This window comes from Natrialba swarupiae (assembly GCF_008245225.1).
Classification (GTDB): domain Archaea; phylum Halobacteriota; class Halobacteria; order Halobacteriales; family Natrialbaceae; genus Natrarchaeobius; species Natrarchaeobius swarupiae.
In genome coordinates this window covers 1-23,306 of the sequence record NZ_VTAW01000038.1, presented here as the reverse complement: position 1 = coordinate 23,306, position 23,306 = coordinate 1, and the positions used below count along the sequence as shown (strand labels likewise).

Genomic DNA, 23,306 nt, shown 5'->3' with positions numbered 1-23,306 from the left:
CGCTTAATCTCCTTTCGACGTGAGCGTTCCATTACTTGCTCATCGATCTTAACTCACAAAAGTTTTCGTACTCATTATCGGCGGAGCAGGCGGCGGAGTTCACGCATCCGATACTCGTCTTCCCACCGGCAGAACGAACTGTAGTGCGGTGCCTCGTCGAGATCGAATACAGCAAGAACACCTGGCATCTCGTTGAGGTAGTCTTCAGTTTCACGGAGGCTCTTCTCCAGTTCGACGCGGAACAGAATTAACGCGATCTGTGTCCACTTGGCGTACCCGTCCGCGCCGTCCGGCGCGGCGGGTACGTCCGGATCGTCAACATGCTGTTTGGCAAGGTCTCGACACATTCGCGCTAGCCGTCTGAGCGATACCATATCGCCAGACGGCGTCCATTTCCCGGTTAATCTGACGGAAGATAATCGTGAGAGCGTCTGAGACTGTCGTCATTCGGCGGCAAAACAAGGCAAGACAACTCCAAGCGGCACTTAGCAACCGCTTCTTTGACTCACTCAACGAACTCACAACAGCGATTGATACCGCTATTGATCGAATCTCTGTCCCAAAAGTGAGCAATTATTTCTAATATCTACTATAGTTCCGGAGCCCATTGCTACCATCTCTTCGAGACGGACCGAGCACAGTTCAAGCAGATTCATCCCCTACTGGACAAGACAGTGCGGCTGTCGATGTGATTGACTGAGACTCTGATAGTGACTCAGCTCTGCACGTTGTGTGGACGACATGGATATTGCTTAACCAGCTACGAGAGAGCGTCTGCTGACTGATTTTCCCGATGCACGGAATGTCGAATTGATCACTAGCGAAGGGAACTGCTCGCATTTTCGCATCGATAGGTGGACCGTCAACGTTGTGGGGTTCGAGACAGCATCGAAATACCTGTTCAACAGCGACTCTTCTACCGATTTGCCGACTCGAGTTATAGGATATCCAACGTGCAAAACCGAGGGTTTAAAATAGAGTTTCTACTCTTTCACAGCTGGATGAAGGCTAATATATTTATGCCACCAAAACCAGAAATAATGCGGTGGTTATATTTTGTTAGTGAGGACATATCTCACACGGCAGAAGATAACACAGTCCACAGGCAAATATGGCAACTAGAGAACAAGAGTTCGAAGACCGAAAGCAGTCATCGTTCATTAAACGTGCACAGTCCGATTTCACGACAGTAGCATGGGTGTTGATACCAGTCGCTGTCGGAATCAACGTCATTGGTGGGACGTTGACTAACGTCTTACGTATCCCACTGTATCTCGATATGATTGGAACGATTCTGCTCGCTGTGCTCGCGGGCCCGTACGTCGCCGTTGTCGGCGGCCTACTGACAAACGTCGTCCTATCGTTCACGGCGTCGCCGACATTACTTCCGTTCGGTCTCGTTCAGGCAGCCGTTGCGCTCGCCGTCGGCTATCTCGCAGTACGGGGCTGGTTCCGCATCCGAGAGGGGAAAGGCTACCTCAAACTGGTTGGCGTCGCGGTAGTCGTCGTCTTGGTCTCGGTAATCGTAAGTTCGCCGATCGTCGTTCTCGTCTTCGGTGGTGTCACTGGTGGACCGACGAGCGTCGTAACCGGCGTGTTCCTGGCAACCGGCCAAGAACTGATCACCAGCGTCGTCGCAACCCAGTTCCTTGTTGAACCGGTTGACAAGATTGCGAGCGTGTTCATTGCGTACTTCATCGCGAAGTCCGTACCCGAGCGGTACCGTCCATCGTTCGGTCAGAAGTCCATCTCATAGAGGTACTGGACCATCCAATGAACTCGCCATTTGAATTATTAACATGAGTGAAAAGCATACGATATACGGGACTAATCTGGACGATGTCCTTGAAGAGGCCGAGCAACCCGGTAATGTCATCGATTACCAGCCGGGGGACACATTTCTCCACCGGCTCAACCCTGTCACAAAGCTCGTCATTAGCCTGGGCTTGATCACAATTGCCTTTCTCATTCCTGACTTCCGGGTTGGTCTCGTCCTGTCCGTACTGCTCGCGATGGTCGTGGTCGTCACGGGAGTGTACCGACCAATCGCAAAGGTACTTGCCGTCATCGGTATCCCGCTCACGGTGGCGTTGGTCGTTATTCAGGGCCTGTTCTATCCGGAGAATCAGACACCCTGGTATATTTTCGAGTCGGTGCCCGTTTTCGAGCAGATCATCGTTTATGAGGAAGGATTGCTGTTCGCGCTGTTGATTCTCTTTCGGATTCTGGTGTTGATGCTTGCACTGCTCGGAACGATCGTCACGACCCACCCTAAGCGGCTGACAATCGCCCTCATGGAAAAACGGATGCCGAGCAAACTCGCGTACGTTTTTCTCGCTGCGCTGCAGTTCATTCCGCAGATGCGCCAGCGAGCGAACGCGATCCTAGACGCACAGCAGGCACGCGGGCTCGATACGAGCGCGAACCTCTGGCGTCGCGCGACGTCTCTCGTTGCGCTTCTCGCGCCGCTGTTGATTAGTATGCTGATATCGACCGAAACCCGCGCACTCGCACTCGAGTCGCGCGGATTCGCTCGTGAAGGCGAGCGCACGTACCTATTTGACGTACCCGATACGACGTTTGATCGGGCACTTCGATGGCTGATGTTTGCCTGTGTGATCGCGGTTGCGGTGTGGCGGGTGATACTATGAGTCTGATCGATATCGACGACGTTACGTTCACGTACCGGACGCAATCGGACGACGTACACGCACTCGAGAACGTCACCTGTTCGATCGAACAGGGTTCGTTCGTCGGCGTCACTGGTCCCAGCGATGCGGGCAAGTCGACGTTCGGCCGGCTGATACCTAGCTACATTCCGAACTTTTTCGACGGGAACTTGTCCGGAACTGTCACCGTCGACGGCGTCGACATGCGCGAGACGACGATTGGCGAGCAGTCGATGAAAGCAGGGATGTTGTTCGAGAACCCGTTCGACCAACTCACTGGCGCCAGTACGACTGTCCTCGAAGAGGTTGGCTACGGACTCGAGAACCTGGCCCTTCCGGTCGACGAAATCATCTCTCGGACGAAGTGGAGTCTGGAACTCGCAGGGATCGAAGACCTCGTCATGCGAAACCCCCAGCGGCTGTCGGGCGGGCAGTCCCAGCGGGTGGCACTCGCGTCGATCCTTGCGATGCAACCGGAGATCCTCGTTCTCGACGAACCGACCTCACAACTCGACCCGCAGGGTTCCGAGGAGGTGTTCCGAATCGTATCGAACCTCGATCGCGAGGAGTACACCATCGTGTTGATCAGCCAGGACCTCACGCGTCTGGCGCCGCACCTGGATCGCCTGATCGTGATCGACGACGGCCAGATCACTCACGACGGAACCCCGACCGAGGTCCTCACAGATCCGACGATCGAAGATCGGGCCGTCCCCGTCCCAGATCCAGTGACGATCGGGCAACGGCTTCGCTCGAACGGCTACGTCGACGAAACTGCGCCGGTTCCCGTGTCGATGGCCGACGCTGTCGAGGAACTCCAGCCCTACGCCCCTACGACTCGCCCGGCCGGCGGAACGACTGATGGTGTAACGGACGGCGGCGCCGCCAGCGCCGACGGTCTCGTGGCCAACGACGTTGGGATTCGGATGGACGACGTCGTCTTCCGGTACAACGAGGAGGTCGAAGCACTCAGCGGCGTTTCCCTCGATCTAGATGCAGGCTGCGTCTGTCTCATCGGGCAAAACGGTGCCGGGAAGACGACGTTCGCAAAGCACCTCAATGGGTTACTCGAACCTACTGAGGGGCAGGTGACCGTTGGTGATCTGGATACACGCGAGCACCGTGTCGCCAGGATCGCACAAGAGATCGGGTTGAACTTCCAGAACCCGAACGACCAACTCTTTCATAACACGGTCGACGAGGAGATCCGGTACGGCCCGAAGAATTTCGAGTACAACGACGAGCGCATCGACGAACTCGTCGAGGACGCGGTCGAGCGCCTAGAACTCGAGGACGTTCGGGAGAAAAACCCGTACGACATGGGCCAGCCCAAGCGCAAGCGCGTGGCGGTCGCGTCGGTGATCGCGATGGATACCCCGATCGTCGTCTTGGACGAACCGACCGGCGGACAGGACGCCGAGGGGAACGAACTGCTCGGCGATCTCGTCGAGTCGCTCGTCTCGGACGGGGTTCTCGTCGTCGTAATCACCCACGACGTCGACTTCGCGAGCCGGTACGCCGACCGATTAATCGCCCTCTCTAACGGCGAGGTGCTCCTCGACGGCTCGGCGCGGGAGGTGTTCGGACAACCGGACGTACTCGAGGAGACCGACGTATCGCCGCCGATCGTTACGCAGATCGGACAGCAACTCGGACTCGAGAAGACGGTGCTGACGGTCGACGAACTGTTTGCCCAACTCGAGAGGACGTCCGAGGCCTCCGGGTAACCGTCTTCGGCCCCGCTTATCTGGAGCGGTTCAGGCACCCAGTAGTTCTATCGAACTGATCGGTGGCGACGTGGCCCACACACTCACGAGTGACGATATCTGTGTCCAGAGGGGGCCCGATTGGACGAGCCTGTGGACGATGGGTTTTTGCGGGCGCTGACCGATGTGGTGGTCGATGACAGTTTCAGCCGACCTGATCGGCGACGCGTACTCGGCGGCGCACGTCTGGGACGTTCTCGAGCGACTGACCGACGTCGAGAGCCGGGCCGCGGGCAGCGACGGCGAGATGGAGGCCGCGAGGATTCTTGCGGAAACCTTCGAGCGATACGACTGTAATAATGTCGAGCGGCGGCAGTTCTCGATTCCCGGCTGGACACGCGGACGGTCTGCGCTGACGGTTCACGGTGAGTCCGACCGGCAGTACGATCGGTCACATCAGGTGCTCGCTCTCCCCCGCTCGCCGGCAGCAACCGTGACGGCGCCGTTGATCGATCTCGGAGACGGTGTCCCCCCGGAGTTCGCGGAGACTGACCTCGACGGAGCGATCGTCCTCGTCTCCAGTGCCACCCCGGCCACCAGCGACCGGTGGATCCACCGGACGGAGAAGTATTACCGGGCTGTCGAGGCGGGGGCAACTGGCTTTATCTTCGCCAACGAGCAGGTCGGATGTCTACCCGCGACAGGCAACGTTGGTTCCGGCGACGGTGCGGGTGCGATTCCGGCGGTCGGCGTCTCCCGTGAGCTGGGTTCGCGGCTTGCTCGCACCTGCGAACGGGGGGACCCCTCCGTCACGCTCACGGTCGACTGTGAGAACGAGCGAACGACCTCGCAGTCGGTAACGGCGACGCTCGGCCCCGAGACGGGTCCCGAGGTCCTCGTTACGGCCCACCACGACGCCCACGACATCTCCGAGGGGGCGACCGACAACGCTGCGGGCTGTGCGGTCGTCACCGAGGTGGCGCGCCTGCTCGCGACCGCCACGCGGGATCTCGAGACCAGGGTTCGGTTCGTCACCTTCGGTGCCGAGGAGCTCCACCTTCTCGGGAGCGAGGCGTGGGCCGCGGAGACCGATCCGGAGACGGTGAGGGCGGTGATCAACCTCGACGGGGTTGGTTCGTCGCGCGACCCAGTCGTCTCGACCCACGGTATCGACGCCATCGGTGCCGCGTTCGAGGCGACAAGCGACGATCTGGGCGTCCCGATCGAACTCGACGATGGCCTAGTTCCGTGGGGCGACCAGTGGCCGTTCGTCTACCGCGGTATTCCCGGTGCGATGGTGACGGCAAAAGACGACGGGGACGCGCTGCGAGGGTGGGGCCACACCCACGCCGATACGCTCGACAAGGTCGATCGGCGGGATCTCCGGGCGCTCGCGGTGCCCACCACCGCCGCCGTTACCGAGTTGCTCGCAGCCGAGGACGTCGACCGACGATCGCCCGAAGAGATCCGCGAGGCGGCGGTCGAGGAGGGCCACGCCGAAGGGATGCGGATGACCGGCGTGTGGCCGTGGGAGTCGGCGTCCCAGGACTGACGTCACGGCTCCGTGCCGCGATCGTGTGGCCCGTCGGTACCGCTCGACTACGGCGTCACGACCGTCGTGGGACGGTCGACGAGTTCGGCCGGTTTCGCGGTCTCGTCTCGCCGGCCGGCGACGTCGTCGGGGGGTGGCTCGAGTTTCCTCGTGGCCAGTCTGGGTGGGACGGTGCCCCGATTCACCACGCGTGGGCCGTGGCTGAGGCTAACGCTTCGGGCATCCTTGAGAGCGGGGCGATGCACGTCGCCATCGAAACGGCGAGTGGTCGTGCGGACGACTAGACGATTGTGACAGGTGGGGCGTCTTGGACGAGATGACAACCGTTACCACCGGTTTCGACATCCTCGTATCGGACGCCAACCACTAACACTGATAATAGATGATACATAATGACACGGAACACACCGCAATGACAAAGAAGCTACTCATCGATACTGACCCTGGCTGTGACGATGCCGTCGCGATCGCAGCCGCGGTGGCGCACGCGGACCTCGAACTCGTCGGGCTGAGCACGGTCGCCGGCAACACGACGCTCGAGAACACGACGCGAAACACCCTCGCGATCCTGGAGCTTCTAGATCGGACAGAGGTTCCAGTCGCTCGGGGCTGTGATCGGCCCTTTTGTCGCGACCTTGTCCACGCGGAAGAGGTCCATGGACCGGGCGGTATCCGGGGCGACATGCCGGAACCGACGGCCGAGGTGATCGACGACCACGGTGTCTCGTTCATCGTCGAACAGGCGCGTGCACACGGTGATGACCTCACAATCGCCGCGGTCGGTCCCTGGACTAATCTCGCCGCCGCGATGCACCTCGAGCCCGACTTGCCCGACATGGTCGCCGACATCTACCTCATGGGTGGGGCAGCGATGACCGGCGGCAACGTCACGCCCGAAGCCGAGTTCAACGTGTACGTCGACCCCGAGGCTGCGAGTCACGTCGTCCAGTACGCCCGCCCGAAGATGGGTGGTCTCGACGTCACGAACCGGAGTAAGGTGGCACCTGAACTGATCGAAGACTACGCCCGCCGGGGGGTCCCGTTCGAGACGATCGCCGCCTGGTTTGGGTACGAGGATACCGATGCGATCCGGGAGCGGGGCATTGACGACCCGCCGTCAGTTCACGACGCCGCCGTCGTTATCGACATTGTCGATGACATCTTCGAGTACGAAACCTACCCCGTCGAGGTCAACACTGGCCACGGCCCGTCCCGCGGCGCGACGATCTGTGACACCCGGGGGGCCCCCGGCGAAGAACCGAACGTTGACGTCGCTGTCGACGTCGATCTGGAGCGGTTCCAGACGACGCTGGCGGAGACGCTCGAAAACCTATGATGGGGGCACTACCACCGGCCACGACCGTAGTCGGCGACTCGAGCCGACTCGGTCCGAAGCCGGGCGCTGACGAGCGTTCGGCCGCCCCTGACAGATGACAGCCACCGTCGACCTGCTGGTGCGAGGGACGATGGTCAACGTCCTCACCGGGACTCTCGAGGAGCGGACGATCGCGGTTGACGACGGTGTCATCGTCGGCTTCGGTGACCGGCCGACGAACGCGGAGTATGAGGCCGCCTACGTGGCGCCGGGGTTGATCAATTCTCACATGCACGTCGAGTCGACGATGCTGACGTTGCCTCAGTACGCCGAGGGTGTGCTTCCCCACGGCGTCACCGGCATCGTCGCGGACCCACACGAGATCGGGAACGTCCTAGGCGTCGCGGGCATCCGCGCACTATTGGCACAAGCCGAGCAAACGCCGCTACGAGCAGTCTTTACCGTTCCTTCGAGCGTCCCTGCCTCGGGCCTACAAGATGCCGGCGCGACGATCGACGCCGCTGACACGGCGGCGTTACTCGAGGAAGAGCGCGTCGTTGGGCTCGCGGAGGTGATGGATGCCGAGGGAGTGCTCGAGGGCGACGGGGAAATCCACGCAAAGATCGCGGCCGCTCGGCGCCACGGGCTAACCGTCGATGGTCACCTGCCCCGGCGCTCCGGTACCGAGCTACACGAGCTCTGTCACCACCTCGATACGGCACACGAGAGCCGCGTCCTGTCCGAGGCACGGGAGAAAGCCGACTGCGGGATGCGCATCCACCTCCGTGAGGGATCCTCGAGCAAGAACCTCGAGGAACTGATGCCGCTGATCGACGCCGTCGACAGTCGACGGCTGATGCTCTGTACGGATAACTTCTACATCGACGACCTGGTCGAGCACGCCGGAATCGACGACGCGCTTCGGCGCGTGATCGCCGCCGGCACGGACCCGGTCGAGGCCGTCCAACTGGCGACGATCAACGTCGCGGAAACCTACGGGTTGGACTCCGGTGCGATCCAGCCGGGGGCACCGGCCGACCTCGTGCTCCTCGATGACCTCGAGACGTGGGCCGTCGATCGTGTCGTCGTCGACGGGGTCGTCGATCCGCTCGCGGCCGTCGACGAGCCGCCCGCGTTCGAACTCGATCACAACACGATGTCGTGTCCGCCGTTGTCGGCAGCTGACTTCGTCCACCCTGACCTCGTCGACGGCGAGCGGACGGTCCGGGTGATCGACCACACCGGCGAGGTGACGACCGAAACGATCGAGCGCCTCACCGTCCGCGACGGCGTTCCGACGGATGCGACCGAAGATGATGTCCTGGCGCTGGCCGTAATCGAACGCCACAGCGACGACGACTCCATTGGGCGGGGCTTCGTCCACGGGTTCGGGATCGACCGCGGGGCGATGGCGAGTACGGTTGCCCACGACGCACACAACCTCGTCGTCGTCGGCGCCGACTACGACGCAATGGCAACGGTCGCAAACCACCTCCGAGACGTCGGCGGCGGGCTCGCCGTCTACGATCCGGAGAACGGAATCTCCGAACTTCCACTGCCGATCGCCGGCCTCCTGTCGTATCAGCCCCTCGAGACGGTCGCCGAGCGCTTCGAGTTAGTACAGGAAGCAGCCCTGACCATCGGAACGACACTTCCGGGAGGTATCATGGAACTTGACAACCTCTCGCTCGAGGTTGTCCCCGAACTCCGACTCACGAACAACGGACTGGTCGATGTCGCGTCCATGTCGATCATTGACGTCGTTCTCGAGTGAGCACCTCTCGTGTTCGTATGCGACACGGAAAGCGCGACTGACGTCTCGAGAGCCGACAGTAGGCCAGACCGCAACGCTCGCGATCTTCCCGTAGACGACGTATCGATGGCGGGCGCGTCTTCAAGTGGGTTGGGAAGTTGCGTTAGCGCCTCTTGACACCACCTTCCCATTCCCCGCATCCTCACCCAGATGGTGCCTTCGTAACGAACGCATCGGTGGCTAAATTCACCATGTTACATGAACACACGTTCCGTGAATCTTATTAGATTGCATTCTGAACCCTACTATCATGATAGTACAGATCTACTCGCTTACTACCGTTGACGACGTACACGCGTGTTCGAACGCGGGCGTAGACCACGTTGGTGTCGCGGCTGGTAATCAGGATCTCCCGGCATCGATCTCCAACGAGGAGGCTCGAACGCTATTCGAGGCGACGTCCGACAGGATGCGCACGGTCGCGCTGACGGTCGAGACGGACGTCGATGAGATACTCGACTACGCTGAAGCTGTCGACCCCGATATCCTCCACCTCTGTCCGGACGTCGACGCACTGACGGTCGAGCAGATTCGCGAGATCAACGAAGCGCTCCCGAAGTCGATGGACGTGATGCGGGCGCTCGACGTTGTCGATGGTGCGGTCGATATCGCCGAACAGTTGGACTCAGTCACCGACTGGTTCCTCCTCGATACTGCGACTGACGCGGTCGAGGGTATCGGTGCGTCGGGCGAGACCCACGACTGGTCGATAAGCCGGCGGATCGTCGAAGCGACGGAGACGCCAGTGATTCTGGCCGGTGGGCTCTCGCCGGAGAACGTCACAGAGGCCGTGGAGGCCGTCGACCCGGCAGGTGTCGATTCTTACACGCACACGTCCGCGGGCGAACGACGGAAGGATCCGGAGAAGGTTCGTGCGTTCACCGAGGCGGCGCGGGCTGGATCCGAGTAACCGTGAGTGATCCTCGCGTTGTCACAGTCGGCAACACACTCATCGACCACACCTACCACCTGACGAATCTGCCTGGCCCGGACGAGGGGGCGTTTGTCCAAGCGTACGAGCAGCGACTCGGCGGCGTGGAGACGAACGTCGCGATAATCCTCTCCCAACTCGGTCACTCGACGGGGCTGATATCCTGTGTCGCGGACGACGAGGACGGTGACGACTTGATCGACCGCCTCGACTCGTCGTCGATCGACGACCTACAGATACACCGCCTCCCCAACAAGCGGACCTCGTACTGTCTCGTCCTCACGGATCCGGACGGGAATCGAGCGATAATCGGTGGCGGAGAGTCGGTACTCGAACTCACGCTGACGGACACCGACATCGCGACCATCGAGGCCGCGGATGCCGTGTTCACTTCCGCGTACGCACCCCTCGAGGCGGTCGAACGGATCGCATCGTTGGACACACCATTGGTGTACGATCTCGCCGGCGAGTTTACGGACCTAACAGAGCGTGGCCTCACTCGAGGGGCACTCGACGACCTCGCACCTGACGTCTATCGCTTCGTCACCAACATCTCAGCGGCGCGGTCGTACCTCCGGACGGACGCGGAGCCGGGTGACTGCTGTGCCCAACTCGTTGCACGGGGCTTCGAGGCAGGAGCCATCACCTGTGGCTCCGACGGTGTCTACCTGTTCGACGAGGGCCAGGTTCGACGGCGGCCCGCCTTCGACGTGGAGGTGACGGACACGACGGGTGCGGGTGACGCCTTTACCGCAGGGCTGATCCATGCGTGGGTGCTCGAAGAGATGACGATGGACGAGGTAATCCGATTTGCGAGCGCCGTTGGGGGGCTTAATTGTACTGTTATCGGTGCTCACGGCGGGTCACCAACGCTTTCGGACGTGACGGACTTTCTGGACTGATCCGCCGGACTGTCCGACAGGCAGTATAGTTATTACTCTCGACTTATTAATCGCTGTACATGGTAACACGAGTACATCTGGACGTTGACCCGGGTAGCGATGACGCCGTGATGATCGCGATGGCGCTCGGACACCCGTCGATCGAGGTCGCGGGTATGAGCACGGTCGGTGGAAACTCCACCGTCGACAACACCACGCGGAACGCACTCGCTATCCTTGAGCGGTTCGACCGAACCGACGTGCCGGTCGCGCGTGGGGCGGCCGAACCGACGGAGGGAGCGTTCGACACCGCGGAGTGGATCCACGGCGAGAACGGCATCCGTGGCGATCTCTCGGAGCCGACGACGGAGCCAGTCGACGCCCACGGCGCGGAGTTCATTGTCCAGCAGGCCCGCGAGTACGGAGAGGACATCACCATCGTCGCGGTCGGGCCCATGACGAACCTCGCCATGGCCCTCCAGCTCGAACCGTCGCTCCCCGAGATGGTCGATGGCATCTACCTGATGGGCGGCGCAGCCACGGTCGCCGGGAACAAGACGCCGATGGCCGAGGCCAACTTCCACAACGATCCGGTCGCCGCGAGCCGGGTCATCCAGTCAGGGGTGCCGCATATGGTTGGACTCGACGCTACACACGACGCGTCCGTCTCACTCGAGATGATTGAAACGTATTCCGGGCTGGACGAACCGTACGACATCGTCGGGCCGTGGCTTGACTATCCCGACGAGATAAAGCAATTCGGTGGCGGGATGGACCCGGCGATCCACGACGCGGCCGTCGTTGCGCACCTAATCGATCCGGAAGTACTGACGTTCGAGTCCTACCACCTCGCCGTGGAGACGACGGACGGTCTCTGTCGGGGTGCCGTCGTCTGTGACGAACGTCGGGTAACCGACAACGAACCCAATGCCGAAGTCGCGATCGCGGCAGACACGAAGCGGTTCAGAGAGGTTTTCGAGGAGTCAATTGACGCCCTCGTCGAGAGCTAAGGCCGCATCACTGTCCTAAAATCGGCGCTATGAAATCACTCGCTCGCCTCGCGGGCGAGGTCCACCGTCTCCTCGGCGAGGTCAGAAATTCGCTGGCGCTGGTAGGAGACGAGCGATGTCTCGACCGTGTCGTTCAGCGGTTCGACCCAGTTTTCGGGGAGTGCGTCCGCGCCGTGTAACAGACCGAGGACCGACCCGAGCGTGGCCCCGTGTGAGTCGGTATCGAACCCGGCTTGAACGGCCAGGCAGAGGGACTCACCAAAGTCACCCTCGCCCCAAAGGAGCCCGATAGTGAACACCTCGGCGTTACTGATCGTATGAACCCAGTCGAACTGGTCGGACTCGTCCCATCGTTCGTGGACTCGCTCCACGGCAACCTCGTACTCGACGTCGGCCTCCCACCACTCGATGACGTCGGTGACCGCGTCCGCGAGACGACAGTCGGCGGGGATTTCAGAGAGTCCGATCTCCAGCAGGCGGCGGGCGTCGGATTCGAACGGCGCCGCGGCCATCATCGCAGCCGCGAACATCTCGCCGTAGATGCCGTTTTTCACGTGACTGATCGAGGCGTCACGCCACGCATACGCCGCCGCCTGCTCGGGGTCGCCGAGCGCGACGTACGCCCACATGTCCGCGCGTATCAATGCGCCGACGTGCTCGCGGTAGGGGTTTCGAAGTGAGGCGGAGTCCGGGGGCGTTACGAGGTTCATCAGATTCCGGTAAGCCATCCGTTCGGCGGTGTATGTGTTGAACGCCGGGAGATTCTGAAGCCAGTAGTTTGCCACGTCCATCGGCTCGAACTCGAAGCCGCGTTCGTTCAAAATTCCGAGGCCAACAGCGATGTAGTCGATGTCGTCGTCGACGGGCATGTAGGGCACGTCGTTGACGAATAAACTGTCCGATGCGTCCGAGGACTCGACCGTGTTGTAGATGTCGTACTCTTCGTCGAGAGACTCCCGGGACCGTATGTACCCCTCGAGGGGGTACTGGTTACTCGCTTCGAGGTACTTGTGTATCTTGTCCCGCGACCAGCCCTGCACTGGCTTTCCCAGGAAACATCCGGCGATCGCGCCGAGCCAGCCGCCGTATACCACGTCGTACGGATCGTCGAGGTCGTCGAACCCCTCCTCTAACTGACGCGGCCCATTCGGACGGAGAGCACGGATCTCTTCGAGCCCGGATGGCTCCTCGTACTCGTAGTCAGACCGGACCGGGAGTTCTCGAGCGTCGTCGAGGAGGTCGTGCAACTCCGCCTGGCTCACGCTCTCGGCCTCGAGGAGCGCTTCGAACCGTTCTTCTAGCCTCGAGATGTCCTTTCCCTCGTCCCGACACTGCCGGTGTTCGTACTGCACTACTCGTTTGGTCGGCGCGATAAACAAAGGCGACGGCAGCGCGTCTTCGATATCGACCTCTATCATTCCCGGATCGTACTCTGCGGCCATACGGTTCAATGATTCAATTGTGGGGTAATAAAGGTGCGTACTCCCGGGATTTTCCGTTGGGACCCGCCTCGAGGAGACGTCAGTGTTACCGCGACACAACTGGAACGCGCGGCTTAGCGTACGCCAAGGGCGAAGAACCCGTGGCTGGATTCGGACCCTGTCGTAGGTAAGATCAGATAGTGCCCCGTACCGAGATTCCATCACACGGAGCGCAATCCCCAAAGTATAAATAACCTGTGTCTATTGTTAGAATATGTCTCAGCGAACCTTAGATCGCAGAACGTTCGTGAAAGCCACTGGCGCGGGAACTCTCGTTGGCCTTGCTGGCTGTCTCGGTGGTAGTAACGGGTCGGATGATACCGATAGTAGCGGCGGTAACGGATCGGATGGCGCCACAAACGTCGCAATCGTCTATCCGGTCGCTGGCCTCGGCGACCAGGGCTTCAGCGACAATGCCCAGGAGGGGCTAATGCAAGCCGAGGAGGAACTCGGAATTAGCCACTCCGCAGGCGAACCGGACAGCAATTCGGAGTATGCGGACTTCCACAACCAGTTCGCGTCGTCGCAGGACCCGGATTACGACCTCATTATCGGGCTGACGTTCGACCAGGTCACGCCCATCGAGACGGTGTCGGCCGACTTCGCCGATCAGAACTGGACACTGATCGACGCTGCTGTTGAGGGGCGGGACAACGTCTCGAATATCTCCTTTACGGAGCATCAGGGCTCGTACCTCGCCGGTACGCTGGCTGCCCACATTGCGACGGAAGGGTTCGAATCGGAAACGGTGTCGGCCTCCGGCGAGGGTGTCGTCGGGTTCGTCGGCGGCGCACGTAATCCGGTCATCGAACGGTTCGAGGCCGGATATGAGGCCGGCGTCGAGGACTTCGACGAGAGCATCGAGTTCCGGTCTGCCTACGCGGGCGAGTTCAACGCTCCAGATCAGGGCCAGTCGATAGCAGAGTCGATGTACAGCGAAGGGGCAGACGTCGTGTACCACGCTGCAGGTGGGACCGGGATCGGCATGTTCGAGGCTGCCCAACAGGCCGGACGGCCGGCTATCGGCGTCGACACGGACCAGTCCCAGACTGCGAGCGACTACTCTGACGTCATCGTCGCGAGCATGACCAAACGGATGGACAGTGCGGTGTTCACCACCATCGAAAACGTCGTAAACGGCGATTACGATGGCTCCTCGGACGTTCAGCTCGGGCTCGCCGATGGAGCACACGAGCTCGTGTACGGCCAGGAGATCGGGAGTGCAGTCTCCGACTCTGCCCAAGAGGCGGTCACTACCACCCGCGAGCAGATCATCGACGGCGAGATCTCTATACCAGAAACAGTGGACGAGTAAGTACTCTGTACAGTCGGGGGTGAGTTTCCGGGCCTGGAAATAACCCACCCACATCTACCAGATATAGAACGAAATCGGTGACACATGACTCATTCAGTTGAACTAACAGATATACGAAAGACATTCCCAGGTGTCGTCGCGAATGACGACGTCAGCCTCAGCGTCAACAAAGGAGAGGTTCACGTTATTCTCGGAGAAAACGGTGCAGGCAAATCCACGTTGATGAACATCCTGTACGGGCTCTACCAGCCCGATGGCGGGACGATCCGGATTGACGGCGAAGAAAAGGAGTTCGAGTCCCCTCAGGACGCCATCAACGAGGGCATCGGGATGATCCATCAGCATTTCAAGCTGGTTGGCCCGATGACGATAACTGAGAACATTATCCTCGGATCGGAGCCGAAGAAATCCCTGGGAATGAGCGTCGACATGGAGACCGCCAGGCGGGAAGTGAAAGAACTGAGCGAACGGTACGGTTTCGATATTAACCCCGAGGACGCCGTCGAAGACGTAAGCGTTGGCGTCAGACAGCGCGTCGAGATTTTGAGAGCGTTGTACCGTGGTGCGGACATCCTCATCCTTGACGAGCCGACCGCCGTGCTCACGCCCGACGAGATAGAGTCTCTGTTCGTGGTCTTCGACGAGTTAATTGAACAGGGAAAAACAATCATCTTCATCACTCACAAACTCGACGAGGTGATGTCTGTCGCCGACGACATTTCCGTACTCCGGGATGGAAAGAGGATCACGACGATTCCGGCCGAGGAGGCGACGAACAATCGGCTCGCTGAACTTATGGTTGGTGATGAGGTACTGCTCGAATTGGACCGCGACCCGCATCCGAAGGGGGAGGAACTACTCCGTGTAGACGACCTTCAGATAGAGGGGGACGATGCGACTCTCGTCGATGACGTCACCCTGTCCGTCCGGGAGGGCGAGGTACTCGGCATCGCGGGGGTTGACGGGAACGGACAGACGGTACTCTCCGACGCGATAGCCGGTCTGATCGAGTTGGACGACGGCTCAGTCACGTTTGACGGTGAAGACGCCACTGAGTGGGGCCGTAACCGGCTGAACGACGCTGGACTCTCGTACATTCCTCCGGACCGACAGGAACAGGGGCTCGTGATGAATTTCGACCACGGTGAGAACGTCATCCTAGGCGAGCAACACACGTTCCCGATCGGGCGTCGGATGCGGGATGACGAGTTGGCTGAAGAGATCGTAGCGGAATACGACGTGAAAACGTCGGGTGTCGAAACGTCCGTAAAATCACTCTCCGGTGGGAACCAGCAGAAACTACTCGTCGGCCGCGAGCTAGAGCGGGACCCAAAACTCGTCATCGCGAGCAATCCGACGCGAGGGCTCGACGTCGGAAGCATCGAGTTCATCCACGAACAGTTGCTCTCTGCCCGCCGAAACGACCGAGGCGTACTACTGATTTCCTCGAAACTGGACGAGCTCCAACAACTCTCGGACCGAATTGCCGTGATTTACGAGGGTGAGATCATCGACACGGTCGATCCCGAAACAGTGACAGAACGCGAACTCGGATTGCTGATGGCCGGACAGGAACTAGTAACTGAAGAAACTGATTCCGTGTCCAATGAGAACACATTACAAGCGAAAAGGATCGAGGACGAGAATAAATGAGTGATTTGAAGTCTAGACTGCCCGACGAGGTGAAACATATTCTGGGTCGGATGGTGGATGCATCGGGCCGTGAACGACTCCTCATCAGCCTTGGTTCGTTTGTCTTGGCGCTGGTGGCTGGCGCTTTGTTGTTGCTCGTATCGGGTGCGTTCGCGAGCTGTGAATCACCGGTTTTCGGCCTCGGCGGACTACAGTTCTGTTACAATCCCATCGAAGTGTACAGCGTGATGCTGAACGGCGCAGTCGGGTCGCCGTACAGTCTTGGTCTGACACTCCGGGAGACCACGTTGTTGATCCTGGCTGGCGTCGCGGTCGCGGTGACCTTCCAAGCGGGCATCTTCAATATTGGAACACAAGGTCAGTTCATCTTCGGTGGTCTGGCAGGGGCGGCGGTCGTACACTACACTGCTGATCTCCTCCCGGCAAATGTCGTCGGCGGGGGTGGCCTGTTTGCTCTTGGCATGATGGCAGCTGCGCTCATCGGTGCGCTGTACGGCGCGCTCCCAGGTATCCTACTGGCCTACTATGACGCCAACGAGGTCATTACGACGATCATGCTGAACTTCATCGCCACCGCGGTCGCGTTCACGATCGTCCGGTCGTTCCTGCGGGAGGGCGCTGCCGTCCAGACGACACTCATACCGGATTATGCGACCCCTCCGGCGATCATCTTCCCGTCGGCCTCGTCTTTCTCCATACTCATCCTCGTACCGACGTTACTGATCGCCGTCGGGGCACACTATCTATTGAACAACTCACCGCTCGGATACAACATTCGCGTGAGCGGAGAACAGCCCACGGCGGCGGAGTACAGCGGCGTTGACTCGAAGCAGGTAATCGTTCGTACTTTCACCTTGTCGGGGGTTATCGGCGGTCTCGCCGGCGGGGTGTTCGTGTTCATGGTACTTGGATACTGGCAACCGAGTGTTCCGCAAGTCGGTTTCGACGGGATCACTGTCTCGGTGTTGGCCGCAAACAACCCGCTCGGGGTCATTCCAGCGGCCGCACTGTTTGGTATTCTCCAGAGCGGGTCCGTCGCGTTGGACCTCCAACTGGGTGTACCCCGGCAACTAGCTGGCGTGCTTCGCGGTATCATCATCTTGTTCGTGGCTATGCCTGAGTTCATGCGCATGATCGGACGTCGACTCGGCCTTGGCGAGTCGTCTGCGACATCTGCTGTAACCGGAACGGAGGCAAACGATGATTGAAGATATGAACCTGACTCGTATCGAAAACACAACCCTGACTCGTCGGCGTATCGGCTTGTTGGCACTGGCCATCGTAGCAGTCGTTGCGTTGTTGGTTTCACCGTACCGTGATGGGATAACCAGTATTGTGAACGTCGGGTTTTTCAACACCGCGCTGGTGCTGTCAGTTCCGATCACGCTCGCGGGGATCGGTGGCCTCTACTCCGAGAAGAGTGGGGTTATCAACATCGGCATCGAGGGCTTCTTGATCGCCGGTGCCTTCACCAGCGTACTCGTCACGGGTGCGACTGCAGGCTCCCTCGGAGCTGACAACGCGGTGTGGCTCGGGCTACTGGCAGCAGTCGTGGTGGGTTCAGTCGGTGCGCTCGTGTTCGGTGTCGTCTGCATTAGGTACAAGGCCGATCAGGTGATCGCGGGATTAGCCGTCTGGTTCATATTCCTCGGCCTGGCGCCGTTTCTCAGCCGTGTCTACTGGGGCAACATCAACAGCCCCACCGTGGCGACATTTAATCAGGTGGCGATTCCGATCCTCTCGGATATCCCGTGGATCGGCCGGTTGCTGTTCACCAACTATCCCACCACGTATATTATGCTAATCGTGGTCCCCGTGGCGTGGTATGTACTAAAACACACTTCGTTCGGGATGTGGGTCCGCGCCAGTGGTGAACACCCCGAGTCACTCGACACTGCGGGCATCAACGTAAACCGGGTCAGATACGTGAGCATCATGATCTCTGGGGCACTCTCGGGGATCGGCGGCGCGGCTTTGACGCTCTCAACCGTTGGCCAGTTCATCGGGCAGGGACAGACGATTGTCGGTGGCGACGGGTTCATCGGTATCGTCGCATACCTCATGGGGAACTACAATCCACTGGGCACGTTCGCTGCAGCGTTGCTGTTCGCTGGACTTGATGCGCTTCAACTCCGTTTACAGCAAATCGGTCTGGACATAGCTCCTGAGCTGTTTGGGGCAGTTCCCTACGTGGCTGTTATCATCGTGTTGGTTCTGTTTGGCTACACGCGCATTCCCGCGAACGCTGGAGAGAACTACGAGAGCGGCGACGACTAACGGGACGTCACTACTGATTTTCGCTCAGGTTCCGTACCAGGCTACTCAACTGACCGACGGGAGCGGTTTGCCATCGTTTTCCGCCGACCGGTCGCCGTGACGTTCCGAGCCGAGAACGGTTCAACTCTCGGCTACCAACAACGTCGATTCGTCGCCTTCCGGGCACAGTCATACGGACGTCTTCTCTCCTCGCGGAGCCGGTAATGACGCGTGTGGTGGTGTTCTCTCCCGGATGTTCGGATCGATTTTAGCACCGTAATTCCTCTCCCAGCAACTCCGGATCGCGACTATCGATCCGCGAGAAAACGGTAGCAATCACAAGAATCGTATACCCGTAGTACGATAGGTTGTGTATGGTTGAGCAGTATCATAACTACGTAAACGGTAGTTGGACGGATGCGGAGACCGGCGAAAGCTTCGAGACGGAGGATCCGGCAGCGCCCGCGGAGATCGTCGCCGAGTATCAGGACTCCGGCGTCAAGGACGCCGGAGAGGCCGTCAAGGCCGCCGCCGACGCACAGGACGAGTGGGCTGACACTCCGGCACCGGAGCGCGGTGCGATCCTTCGCGCGACTGCGACGATCCTCACAGACCGCAAGGACGAGCTGACGAAGCTCCTCACGCGCGAGGAAGGTAAAACGCACGCCGAGGCTGGCGGCGAGGTCCAGCGTGCGATCGACATTTTCTACTACTATGCCGAGAAGACCCGTGATCTGGGGGGCTCGGTTAAAAGCGCTAGCGGCCCGCGTACGAACCTCTATACGAAGAACGAGCCGGTCGGCGTTGTCTCCCTGATCACGCCGTGGAACTACCCCATCGCTATCCCGGCCTGGAAGCTCGCCCCCGCTCTCGCGACCGGCAACACGGTCGTGCTCAACCCGGCGTCGGTCGCGCCCGGCGTCGCCCTCGAGATCTTCGATGCGCTGGACGAAGCGGGCCTTCCAGACGGCGTCGCAAACCTCGTCACTGGCCCCGGTAGTACGGTCGGCGATGCGATCATCAACCACGATGACGTCGACGCCGTCTCCTTTACCGGCTCCGGCGAGGTCGGTCACATGGTCTACGACCAGGCAACCGACGACGGCAAGCGCGTTCAGACCGAACTCGGTGGCAAGAACCCCACTGTCGTCACGGACAGTGCCGATGTCGAGGAAGCCGCCGAAATCGTTGCCAACGGCGCTTTCGGTGTGACTGGCCAGGCCTGTACGGCCTGCTCACGGGCGATCGTCGACAGCGAAATTTACGACGAGTTCGTCGAGAGCGTCGTCGCGCAGGCCGAATCGATCGAGATCGGCCCCGGCGACGAGTACGACATGGGCCCCCAGGTCACCGAAAGCGAACTCGAGGGGACCCTCGAGTACATCGATGTCGCGAGCAATGAGGGCGCGACGCTCGAGACCGGCGGTGGCCGGCCCGAGGGCGAGCGTTTCGGCGACGGTTACTACGTCGAGCCGACCGTCTTCTCGGACGTCGACAACGACTACCGCATCGCCCAGGAAGAGGTGTTCGGGCCCGTCCTCGCCGTCATCGAAGTCGACGGCTTCGAGGACGGCCTCGAGACGGCCAACGACATCAGCTACGGCCTCTCAGCTAGCATTGTCACCGACGACCACACGGAAGCCGAACGCTTCGTCCGCGAGGTCGAAGCTGGCGTTGCCAAAGTCAACGACAAGACGACCGGCCTCGAACTCCACGTTCCTTTCGGCGGGTTCAAGCGCTCCTCGAGTGAAACCTGGCGCGAGCAGGGTGACGCAGGGATCGACTTCTACACGATCGAGAAGACCGTTTACGACGGCTTCTAGGAGCCGGTAGAAGCGCTTTCTGGCACCCGGAATCAACCAATTTCGCCGTTTCAATCGTCTCTCACCTGTTTTTTCTGTCCGATGAGGTTCTGATCGACTGTACTCTTTACACCGAAGACGAGACCACCCTTGCTGTCTTTGCCGACGAGGGTAAACGCGTCAAGGAACTGGGCTAGGACGCCATCACGTTCGACTTGAGCGGTTTCTCGGCCCGCGAGAAGGATTACGCGAACCGCCACCTCTGCGACCTCGGGATCGCTTTCAAATCCGAGATCGTCAAGCAGGTCACCGAACGCGTTGGTAATCGGGTTTACATCGCTTTGACTGCTCGAGCCGTGAGCTTCCCTCGGCGTCGACGGCTGGTCGACCCCCTCGAGGGCGCACAATGTCGGAATCACGGGGTCGAGACTCTCTTCCCGACCGATATCGGCGATCATAGTCGCAGAAATTTACCGACGGAAACCGGAGGGCCGTTGATAACCTGTCGCGGGTCCGTTGACCAGCAACGTTGCCCGGGTGAACGCCCTGGATTCCACTTCCGATTATCCGAATCCGCAACTGATGCGATCGGTTCGAACCCCGTGTTCGTCGCGGAATCGTCTCCACTTTCACAATACGAGAAACCGGCCGTACTCTCCGCGAACTGTTTACGTACGTACAGCAGTAAAATAGCCGGGGTGATAAACTGTTATACACTGCGTATTAGCCAACTATTCGGATAATGCGAAAATATAGCGTTACAAAGAGACTGTCGCTAAAAGCCGGTGGATCCTGACACGTCGTGTGGTCCAACATCGAAAGCGGTGTTGTGACCGCTCGCTATCGCTGAGTATCGGTCTACTGGCCGCTCATCTGCAAATCAGCACCAACCATTTCTTGGAAAGAAATACTAGTACCGTCCCAAGCGTCAACTGATGGGTGAAACCGTGTGTGGGTGACCGGTTTCACCTATCAGTGCAGGCTTGGAACGCCACTAGCTATCTGGGGCCGTCCAGCGGTTACTCGTAGACCGTGTGATCGATGTTATTCGCTTCGATGTAATCCCAGTCGTACTCAACGCCGAGACCCGGTCCATCAGGAACCGGCACGGTTCCGTCTGTGGCGACGGTGTCGAGCATATCCGAGTAGCCACACTCGTAGATCGGGGGCTGCGTGTTCGGACAATCGGGATGGACGAGTGCGACCTCATAAAAGTTCGTATTGCGAATCGCCGCGATACAGTGACGATGGGCCGGCCCCGGCGCGTGCACTTCGACATCAAGGCCGAACCCTTCGGCTATGCGGGCGCGCTTCATTGCACCGACAATCCCACCGTCGTACTCGGGGTCAGCGCGTGCGAAGTCTGTTGCTCCATTAGCGATAAAGTCCGTGAACGGTTCGAGCCCGCGGGTATGCTCGGTCAGCAGTAGCGGCGTCTCGAGTTGCTCGCGGAGCTTTCGATGTCCGTGCTGAGACACGCCACCGTCCCGATAGGGATCCTCGTACCAGAGGAAGTCCTGTTCGTCACAGGCCTTGCCGACTTTCAGGGCGTCGGCGAACGTCTCGTACTCGCAGGCCGGATCGAGCATCAGGTCCATCTCGTCGCCGACGCGCTCGCCGACGGCGTGGACGGTTTCGATCTCGCGGTCGACGTCGCGAAACTCGTCGCTACCGCCCCAACCGTGGACCTTGAAGCCCTGATAGCCGAGATCGAGACACTCCTCTGCGAAGTCGGCGTACGCTTTCGGTGAGTCAAGTCCACCGTTGTCGTCCCCGTGGTACGTCGAGGCATATGCAGGAATCCGTTCGCGGTACGTACCGAGCAGTTCGTGAACGGGAGCGTCGTAGTATTTACCGGCGAAGTCCCACAACGGGATGTCGACGGGACCGATTCCCATTCGGTCGTACTTGCGCAAGCCGCGTTTGATCTCGCTCCAGTGGCGCTCTCGTTTGAGCGGGTTCTTGCCGACGAGGTAGTCGGCGTACGAGTCGATCTGATCGGGCGCGGTCGAGGTGACCAGAACGTACTCCCCGGTTACTTCCGTATCGGTGTGGACCTTGATCGCGAGGGTCGAACTCTCGAGCGTCGAGTTCGGCTCGTACATCAAGTTGAACCCATTACCGTCGGTCCCGACGTCCTGAATCGGATAGCTAAATTCTATTGTCTCTATGCGGGTTATCTCGGGTGCCATACAGTACCTGTCGCGTAGAAGCACAAAACATTTTGTGAAACCGAATAAGGATGTGTGAAAGATACGGATCGACTGCGTCGTTTATCGCGGATCGGTCCGCGATGGAGTCCCTCGGGCGTTTGACTCCCGCAGCGACCCGAGTCGCCGGTCAGGGCTATTTATACGGAGGGGCTGACAATCTAACCGTATGTCCGAACTAACGTACGACTACTCGGAAACGACCGTCGTCATCACCGGTGGATCGTCGGGTATCGGTCGCGCGATAGCGATTCGGTTCGCCGAAGCAGGTGCGACGGTCTTGAACGGAGACATCGAGCGTGAACCTAAAGGTGCAGACATCCCGACGGACGCGGCTATCGAGGAACGGGGTGGAACGGCCGAATACGTCGAAACTGACGTGACCGAGCGTGCCGATCTCGAGGCGTTGGTCGAGTACGCCGGCGAGTACGGCGGGGTCGACGTGATGGTCAACAATGCTGGACTCCAGATCCCGAAACCGATGCACGAAGTTACCCCCGAGGAGTTCGACCGCATTCACGCGGTCAACTCGAAGGGGGTGTTCTTCGGGACGCAGGTCGCCGTTGAGAATATGCTTGCACGAGACGACCCGGGCGTGATCATCAATACGGCCTCGATCAGTTCGAACCTCACTCAGTACCTTCCCAAGCGTCGAGTGACTAGTTCTCGACCTCTTCGAGAGTCGGATAGAGGCGGTGGAGCTTCGTTCGAG

At 60.0% G+C, this 23,306-nt stretch carries 19 protein-coding genes and 2 pseudogenes; 17 read left to right on the top strand and 4 right to left on the bottom strand.

The window, feature by feature from the left end:
- Positions 1-80: 80 nt before the first annotated feature.
- A pseudogene (locus tag FYC77_RS18395) lies at positions 81-374 on the bottom strand (IS5/IS1182 family transposase); the annotation flags it as partial.
- Between the two features lie 92 nt (positions 375-466).
- On the opposite strand from FYC77_RS18395, the pseudogene FYC77_RS18390 reads away from it, so the two are divergent.
- From FYC77_RS18390 to FYC77_RS18340, 11 genes and pseudogenes are all read left to right on the top strand, one after another.
- Positions 467-583: pseudogene (locus FYC77_RS18390) on the top strand (IS630 family transposase); the annotation flags it as partial.
- 528 nt (positions 584-1,111) lie between these two features.
- Entirely contained in the window at positions 1,112-1,756 is a 645-nt protein-coding gene (locus tag FYC77_RS18385) for an ECF transporter S component (protein WP_149082958.1), read from the top strand.
- Positions 1,757-1,799: 43 nt separating this feature from the next.
- Positions 1,800-2,651 (top strand): energy-coupling factor transporter transmembrane component T family protein, encoded by an 852-nt coding sequence (locus FYC77_RS18380; RefSeq protein WP_149082957.1) that lies wholly within the window; start codon positions 1,800-1,802, stop codon positions 2,649-2,651.
- Positions 2,648-4,396 carry an ABC transporter ATP-binding protein gene (locus FYC77_RS18375; protein ID WP_149082956.1) on the top strand — a complete coding sequence of 583 codons (1,749 nt, stop codon included), beginning with the start codon at positions 2,648-2,650 and terminating at the stop codon, positions 4,394-4,396. Before FYC77_RS18380 ends, FYC77_RS18375 begins: the two co-directional genes overlap by 4 nt.
- Before the next feature lie 175 nt (positions 4,397-4,571).
- Positions 4,572-5,927: a M28 family metallopeptidase gene (locus tag FYC77_RS18370; protein ID WP_149082955.1), complete on the top strand. Its 1,356-nt coding sequence runs from the start codon at positions 4,572-4,574 to the stop codon at positions 5,925-5,927.
- Positions 5,903-6,211 (top strand): hypothetical protein, encoded by a 309-nt coding sequence (locus FYC77_RS18365; protein WP_149082954.1) that lies wholly within the window; start codon positions 5,903-5,905, stop codon positions 6,209-6,211. Before FYC77_RS18370 ends, FYC77_RS18365 begins: the two co-directional genes overlap by 25 nt.
- A 128-nt stretch (positions 6,212-6,339) precedes the next feature.
- Positions 6,340-7,263, top strand: a complete 924-nt coding sequence (locus tag FYC77_RS18360) for a nucleoside hydrolase (protein ID WP_149082953.1) — start codon at positions 6,340-6,342, stop codon at positions 7,261-7,263.
- A gap of 94 nt (positions 7,264-7,357) precedes the next feature.
- The gene (locus FYC77_RS18355) at positions 7,358-9,016 is read left to right on the top strand and encodes an adenine deaminase C-terminal domain-containing protein (RefSeq protein WP_149082952.1); all 1,659 of its coding nucleotides are present in this window, start codon (positions 7,358-7,360) and stop codon (positions 9,014-9,016) included.
- Between the two features lie 289 nt (positions 9,017-9,305).
- Entirely contained in the window at positions 9,306-9,965 is a 660-nt protein-coding gene (locus tag FYC77_RS18350; protein WP_149082951.1) for a phosphoribosylanthranilate isomerase, read from the top strand.
- Positions 9,966-9,967: 2 nt separating this feature from the next.
- Positions 9,968-10,888, top strand: coding sequence for a carbohydrate kinase family protein (locus FYC77_RS18345; RefSeq protein WP_149082950.1), 921 nt, complete (start codon positions 9,968-9,970; stop codon positions 10,886-10,888).
- Positions 10,889-10,947: 59 nt separating this feature from the next.
- The gene (locus tag FYC77_RS18340; RefSeq protein ID WP_149082949.1) at positions 10,948-11,877 is read left to right on the top strand and encodes a nucleoside hydrolase; all 930 of its coding nucleotides are present in this window, start codon (positions 10,948-10,950) and stop codon (positions 11,875-11,877) included.
- A 35-nt stretch (positions 11,878-11,912) separates the two neighbouring features.
- On the opposite strand, the gene FYC77_RS18335 is transcribed toward FYC77_RS18340, so the two are convergent.
- Complete coding sequence (locus FYC77_RS18335) at positions 11,913-13,319, bottom strand: ADP-ribosylglycohydrolase family protein (RefSeq protein WP_162354560.1); 1,407 nt, start codon at positions 13,317-13,319, stop codon at positions 11,913-11,915.
- A 253-nt stretch (positions 13,320-13,572) separates the two neighbouring features.
- Between FYC77_RS18335 and FYC77_RS18330 the strand changes: the two genes are divergently transcribed.
- The 5 genes from FYC77_RS18330 to xacF all read left to right on the top strand — a co-directional run bounded on the left by FYC77_RS18330 (position 13,573) and on the right by xacF (position 20,405).
- Positions 13,573-14,673 (top strand): BMP family lipoprotein, encoded by a 1,101-nt coding sequence (locus FYC77_RS18330; RefSeq protein ID WP_149082947.1) that lies wholly within the window; start codon positions 13,573-13,575, stop codon positions 14,671-14,673.
- Positions 14,674-14,757: 84 nt separating this feature from the next.
- A complete protein-coding gene (locus tag FYC77_RS18325) occupies positions 14,758-16,326 on the top strand; it encodes an ABC transporter ATP-binding protein (RefSeq protein ID WP_149082946.1) in 1,569 nt (522 codons plus the stop codon).
- Complete coding sequence (locus FYC77_RS18320; protein WP_238387032.1) at positions 16,323-17,534, top strand: ABC transporter permease; 1,212 nt, start codon at positions 16,323-16,325, stop codon at positions 17,532-17,534. The genes FYC77_RS18325 and FYC77_RS18320 overlap by 4 nt, the downstream gene beginning before the upstream one ends.
- Positions 17,527-18,603, top strand: coding sequence for an ABC transporter permease (locus tag FYC77_RS18315; RefSeq protein ID WP_238387031.1), 1,077 nt, complete (start codon positions 17,527-17,529; stop codon positions 18,601-18,603). Before FYC77_RS18320 ends, FYC77_RS18315 begins: the two co-directional genes overlap by 8 nt.
- A gap of 353 nt (positions 18,604-18,956) precedes the next feature.
- Positions 18,957-20,405, top strand: coding sequence for a 2,5-dioxovalerate dehydrogenase (xacF, locus tag FYC77_RS18310; protein ID WP_149082945.1), 1,449 nt, complete (start codon positions 18,957-18,959; stop codon positions 20,403-20,405).
- A gap of 50 nt (positions 20,406-20,455) precedes the next feature.
- Here the strand turns inward: xacF and FYC77_RS18305 are convergent, their stop codons facing one another.
- On the bottom strand, positions 20,456-20,842 hold the full coding sequence (locus FYC77_RS18305) for a hypothetical protein (protein WP_149082944.1): 387 nt from the start codon (positions 20,840-20,842) through the stop codon (positions 20,456-20,458).
- 561 nt (positions 20,843-21,403) lie between these two features.
- Complete coding sequence (locus tag FYC77_RS18300; RefSeq protein WP_149082943.1) at positions 21,404-22,576, bottom strand: enolase C-terminal domain-like protein; 1,173 nt, start codon at positions 22,574-22,576, stop codon at positions 21,404-21,406.
- Between the two features lie 187 nt (positions 22,577-22,763).
- On the opposite strand from FYC77_RS18300, the gene FYC77_RS18295 reads away from it, so the two are divergent.
- Positions 22,764-23,306 (top strand): SDR family NAD(P)-dependent oxidoreductase (locus FYC77_RS18295; protein WP_149082942.1); only part of this gene is annotated, 543 nt, incomplete at its 3' end.

Coding starts and splice junctions, on each gene's coding strand:
- FYC77_RS18325 (WP_149082946.1), top strand. CDS start 14,758: ATGACTCATTCAGTTGAACTAACAGATATACGAAAGACATTCCCAGGT.
- FYC77_RS18375 (WP_149082956.1), top strand. CDS start 2,648: ATGAGTCTGATCGATATCGACGACGTTACGTTCACGTACCGGACGCAA.
- FYC77_RS18315 (WP_238387031.1), top strand. CDS start 17,527: ATGATTGAAGATATGAACCTGACTCGTATCGAAAACACAACCCTGACT.
- FYC77_RS18370 (WP_149082955.1), top strand. CDS start 4,572: ATGACAGTTTCAGCCGACCTGATCGGCGACGCGTACTCGGCGGCGCAC.
- FYC77_RS18305 (WP_149082944.1), bottom strand. CDS start 20,842: ATGATCGCCGATATCGGTCGGGAAGAGAGTCTCGACCCCGTGATTCCG.
- FYC77_RS18300 (WP_149082943.1), bottom strand. CDS start 22,576: ATGGCACCCGAGATAACCCGCATAGAGACAATAGAATTTAGCTATCCG.
- FYC77_RS18385 (WP_149082958.1), top strand. CDS start 1,112: ATGGCAACTAGAGAACAAGAGTTCGAAGACCGAAAGCAGTCATCGTTC.
- FYC77_RS18335 (WP_162354560.1), bottom strand. CDS start 13,319: ATGGCCGCAGAGTACGATCCGGGAATGATAGAGGTCGATATCGAAGAC.
- FYC77_RS18355 (WP_149082952.1), top strand. CDS start 7,358: ATGACAGCCACCGTCGACCTGCTGGTGCGAGGGACGATGGTCAACGTC.
- FYC77_RS18340 (WP_149082949.1), top strand. CDS start 10,948: ATGGTAACACGAGTACATCTGGACGTTGACCCGGGTAGCGATGACGCC.
- FYC77_RS18320 (WP_238387032.1), top strand. CDS start 16,323: ATGAGTGATTTGAAGTCTAGACTGCCCGACGAGGTGAAACATATTCTG.
- FYC77_RS18360 (WP_149082953.1), top strand. CDS start 6,340: ATGACAAAGAAGCTACTCATCGATACTGACCCTGGCTGTGACGATGCC.
- FYC77_RS18330 (WP_149082947.1), top strand. CDS start 13,573: ATGTCTCAGCGAACCTTAGATCGCAGAACGTTCGTGAAAGCCACTGGC.
- xacF (WP_149082945.1), top strand. CDS start 18,957: ATGGTTGAGCAGTATCATAACTACGTAAACGGTAGTTGGACGGATGCG.
- FYC77_RS18380 (WP_149082957.1), top strand. CDS start 1,800: ATGAGTGAAAAGCATACGATATACGGGACTAATCTGGACGATGTCCTT.
- FYC77_RS18350 (WP_149082951.1), top strand. CDS start 9,306: ATGATAGTACAGATCTACTCGCTTACTACCGTTGACGACGTACACGCG.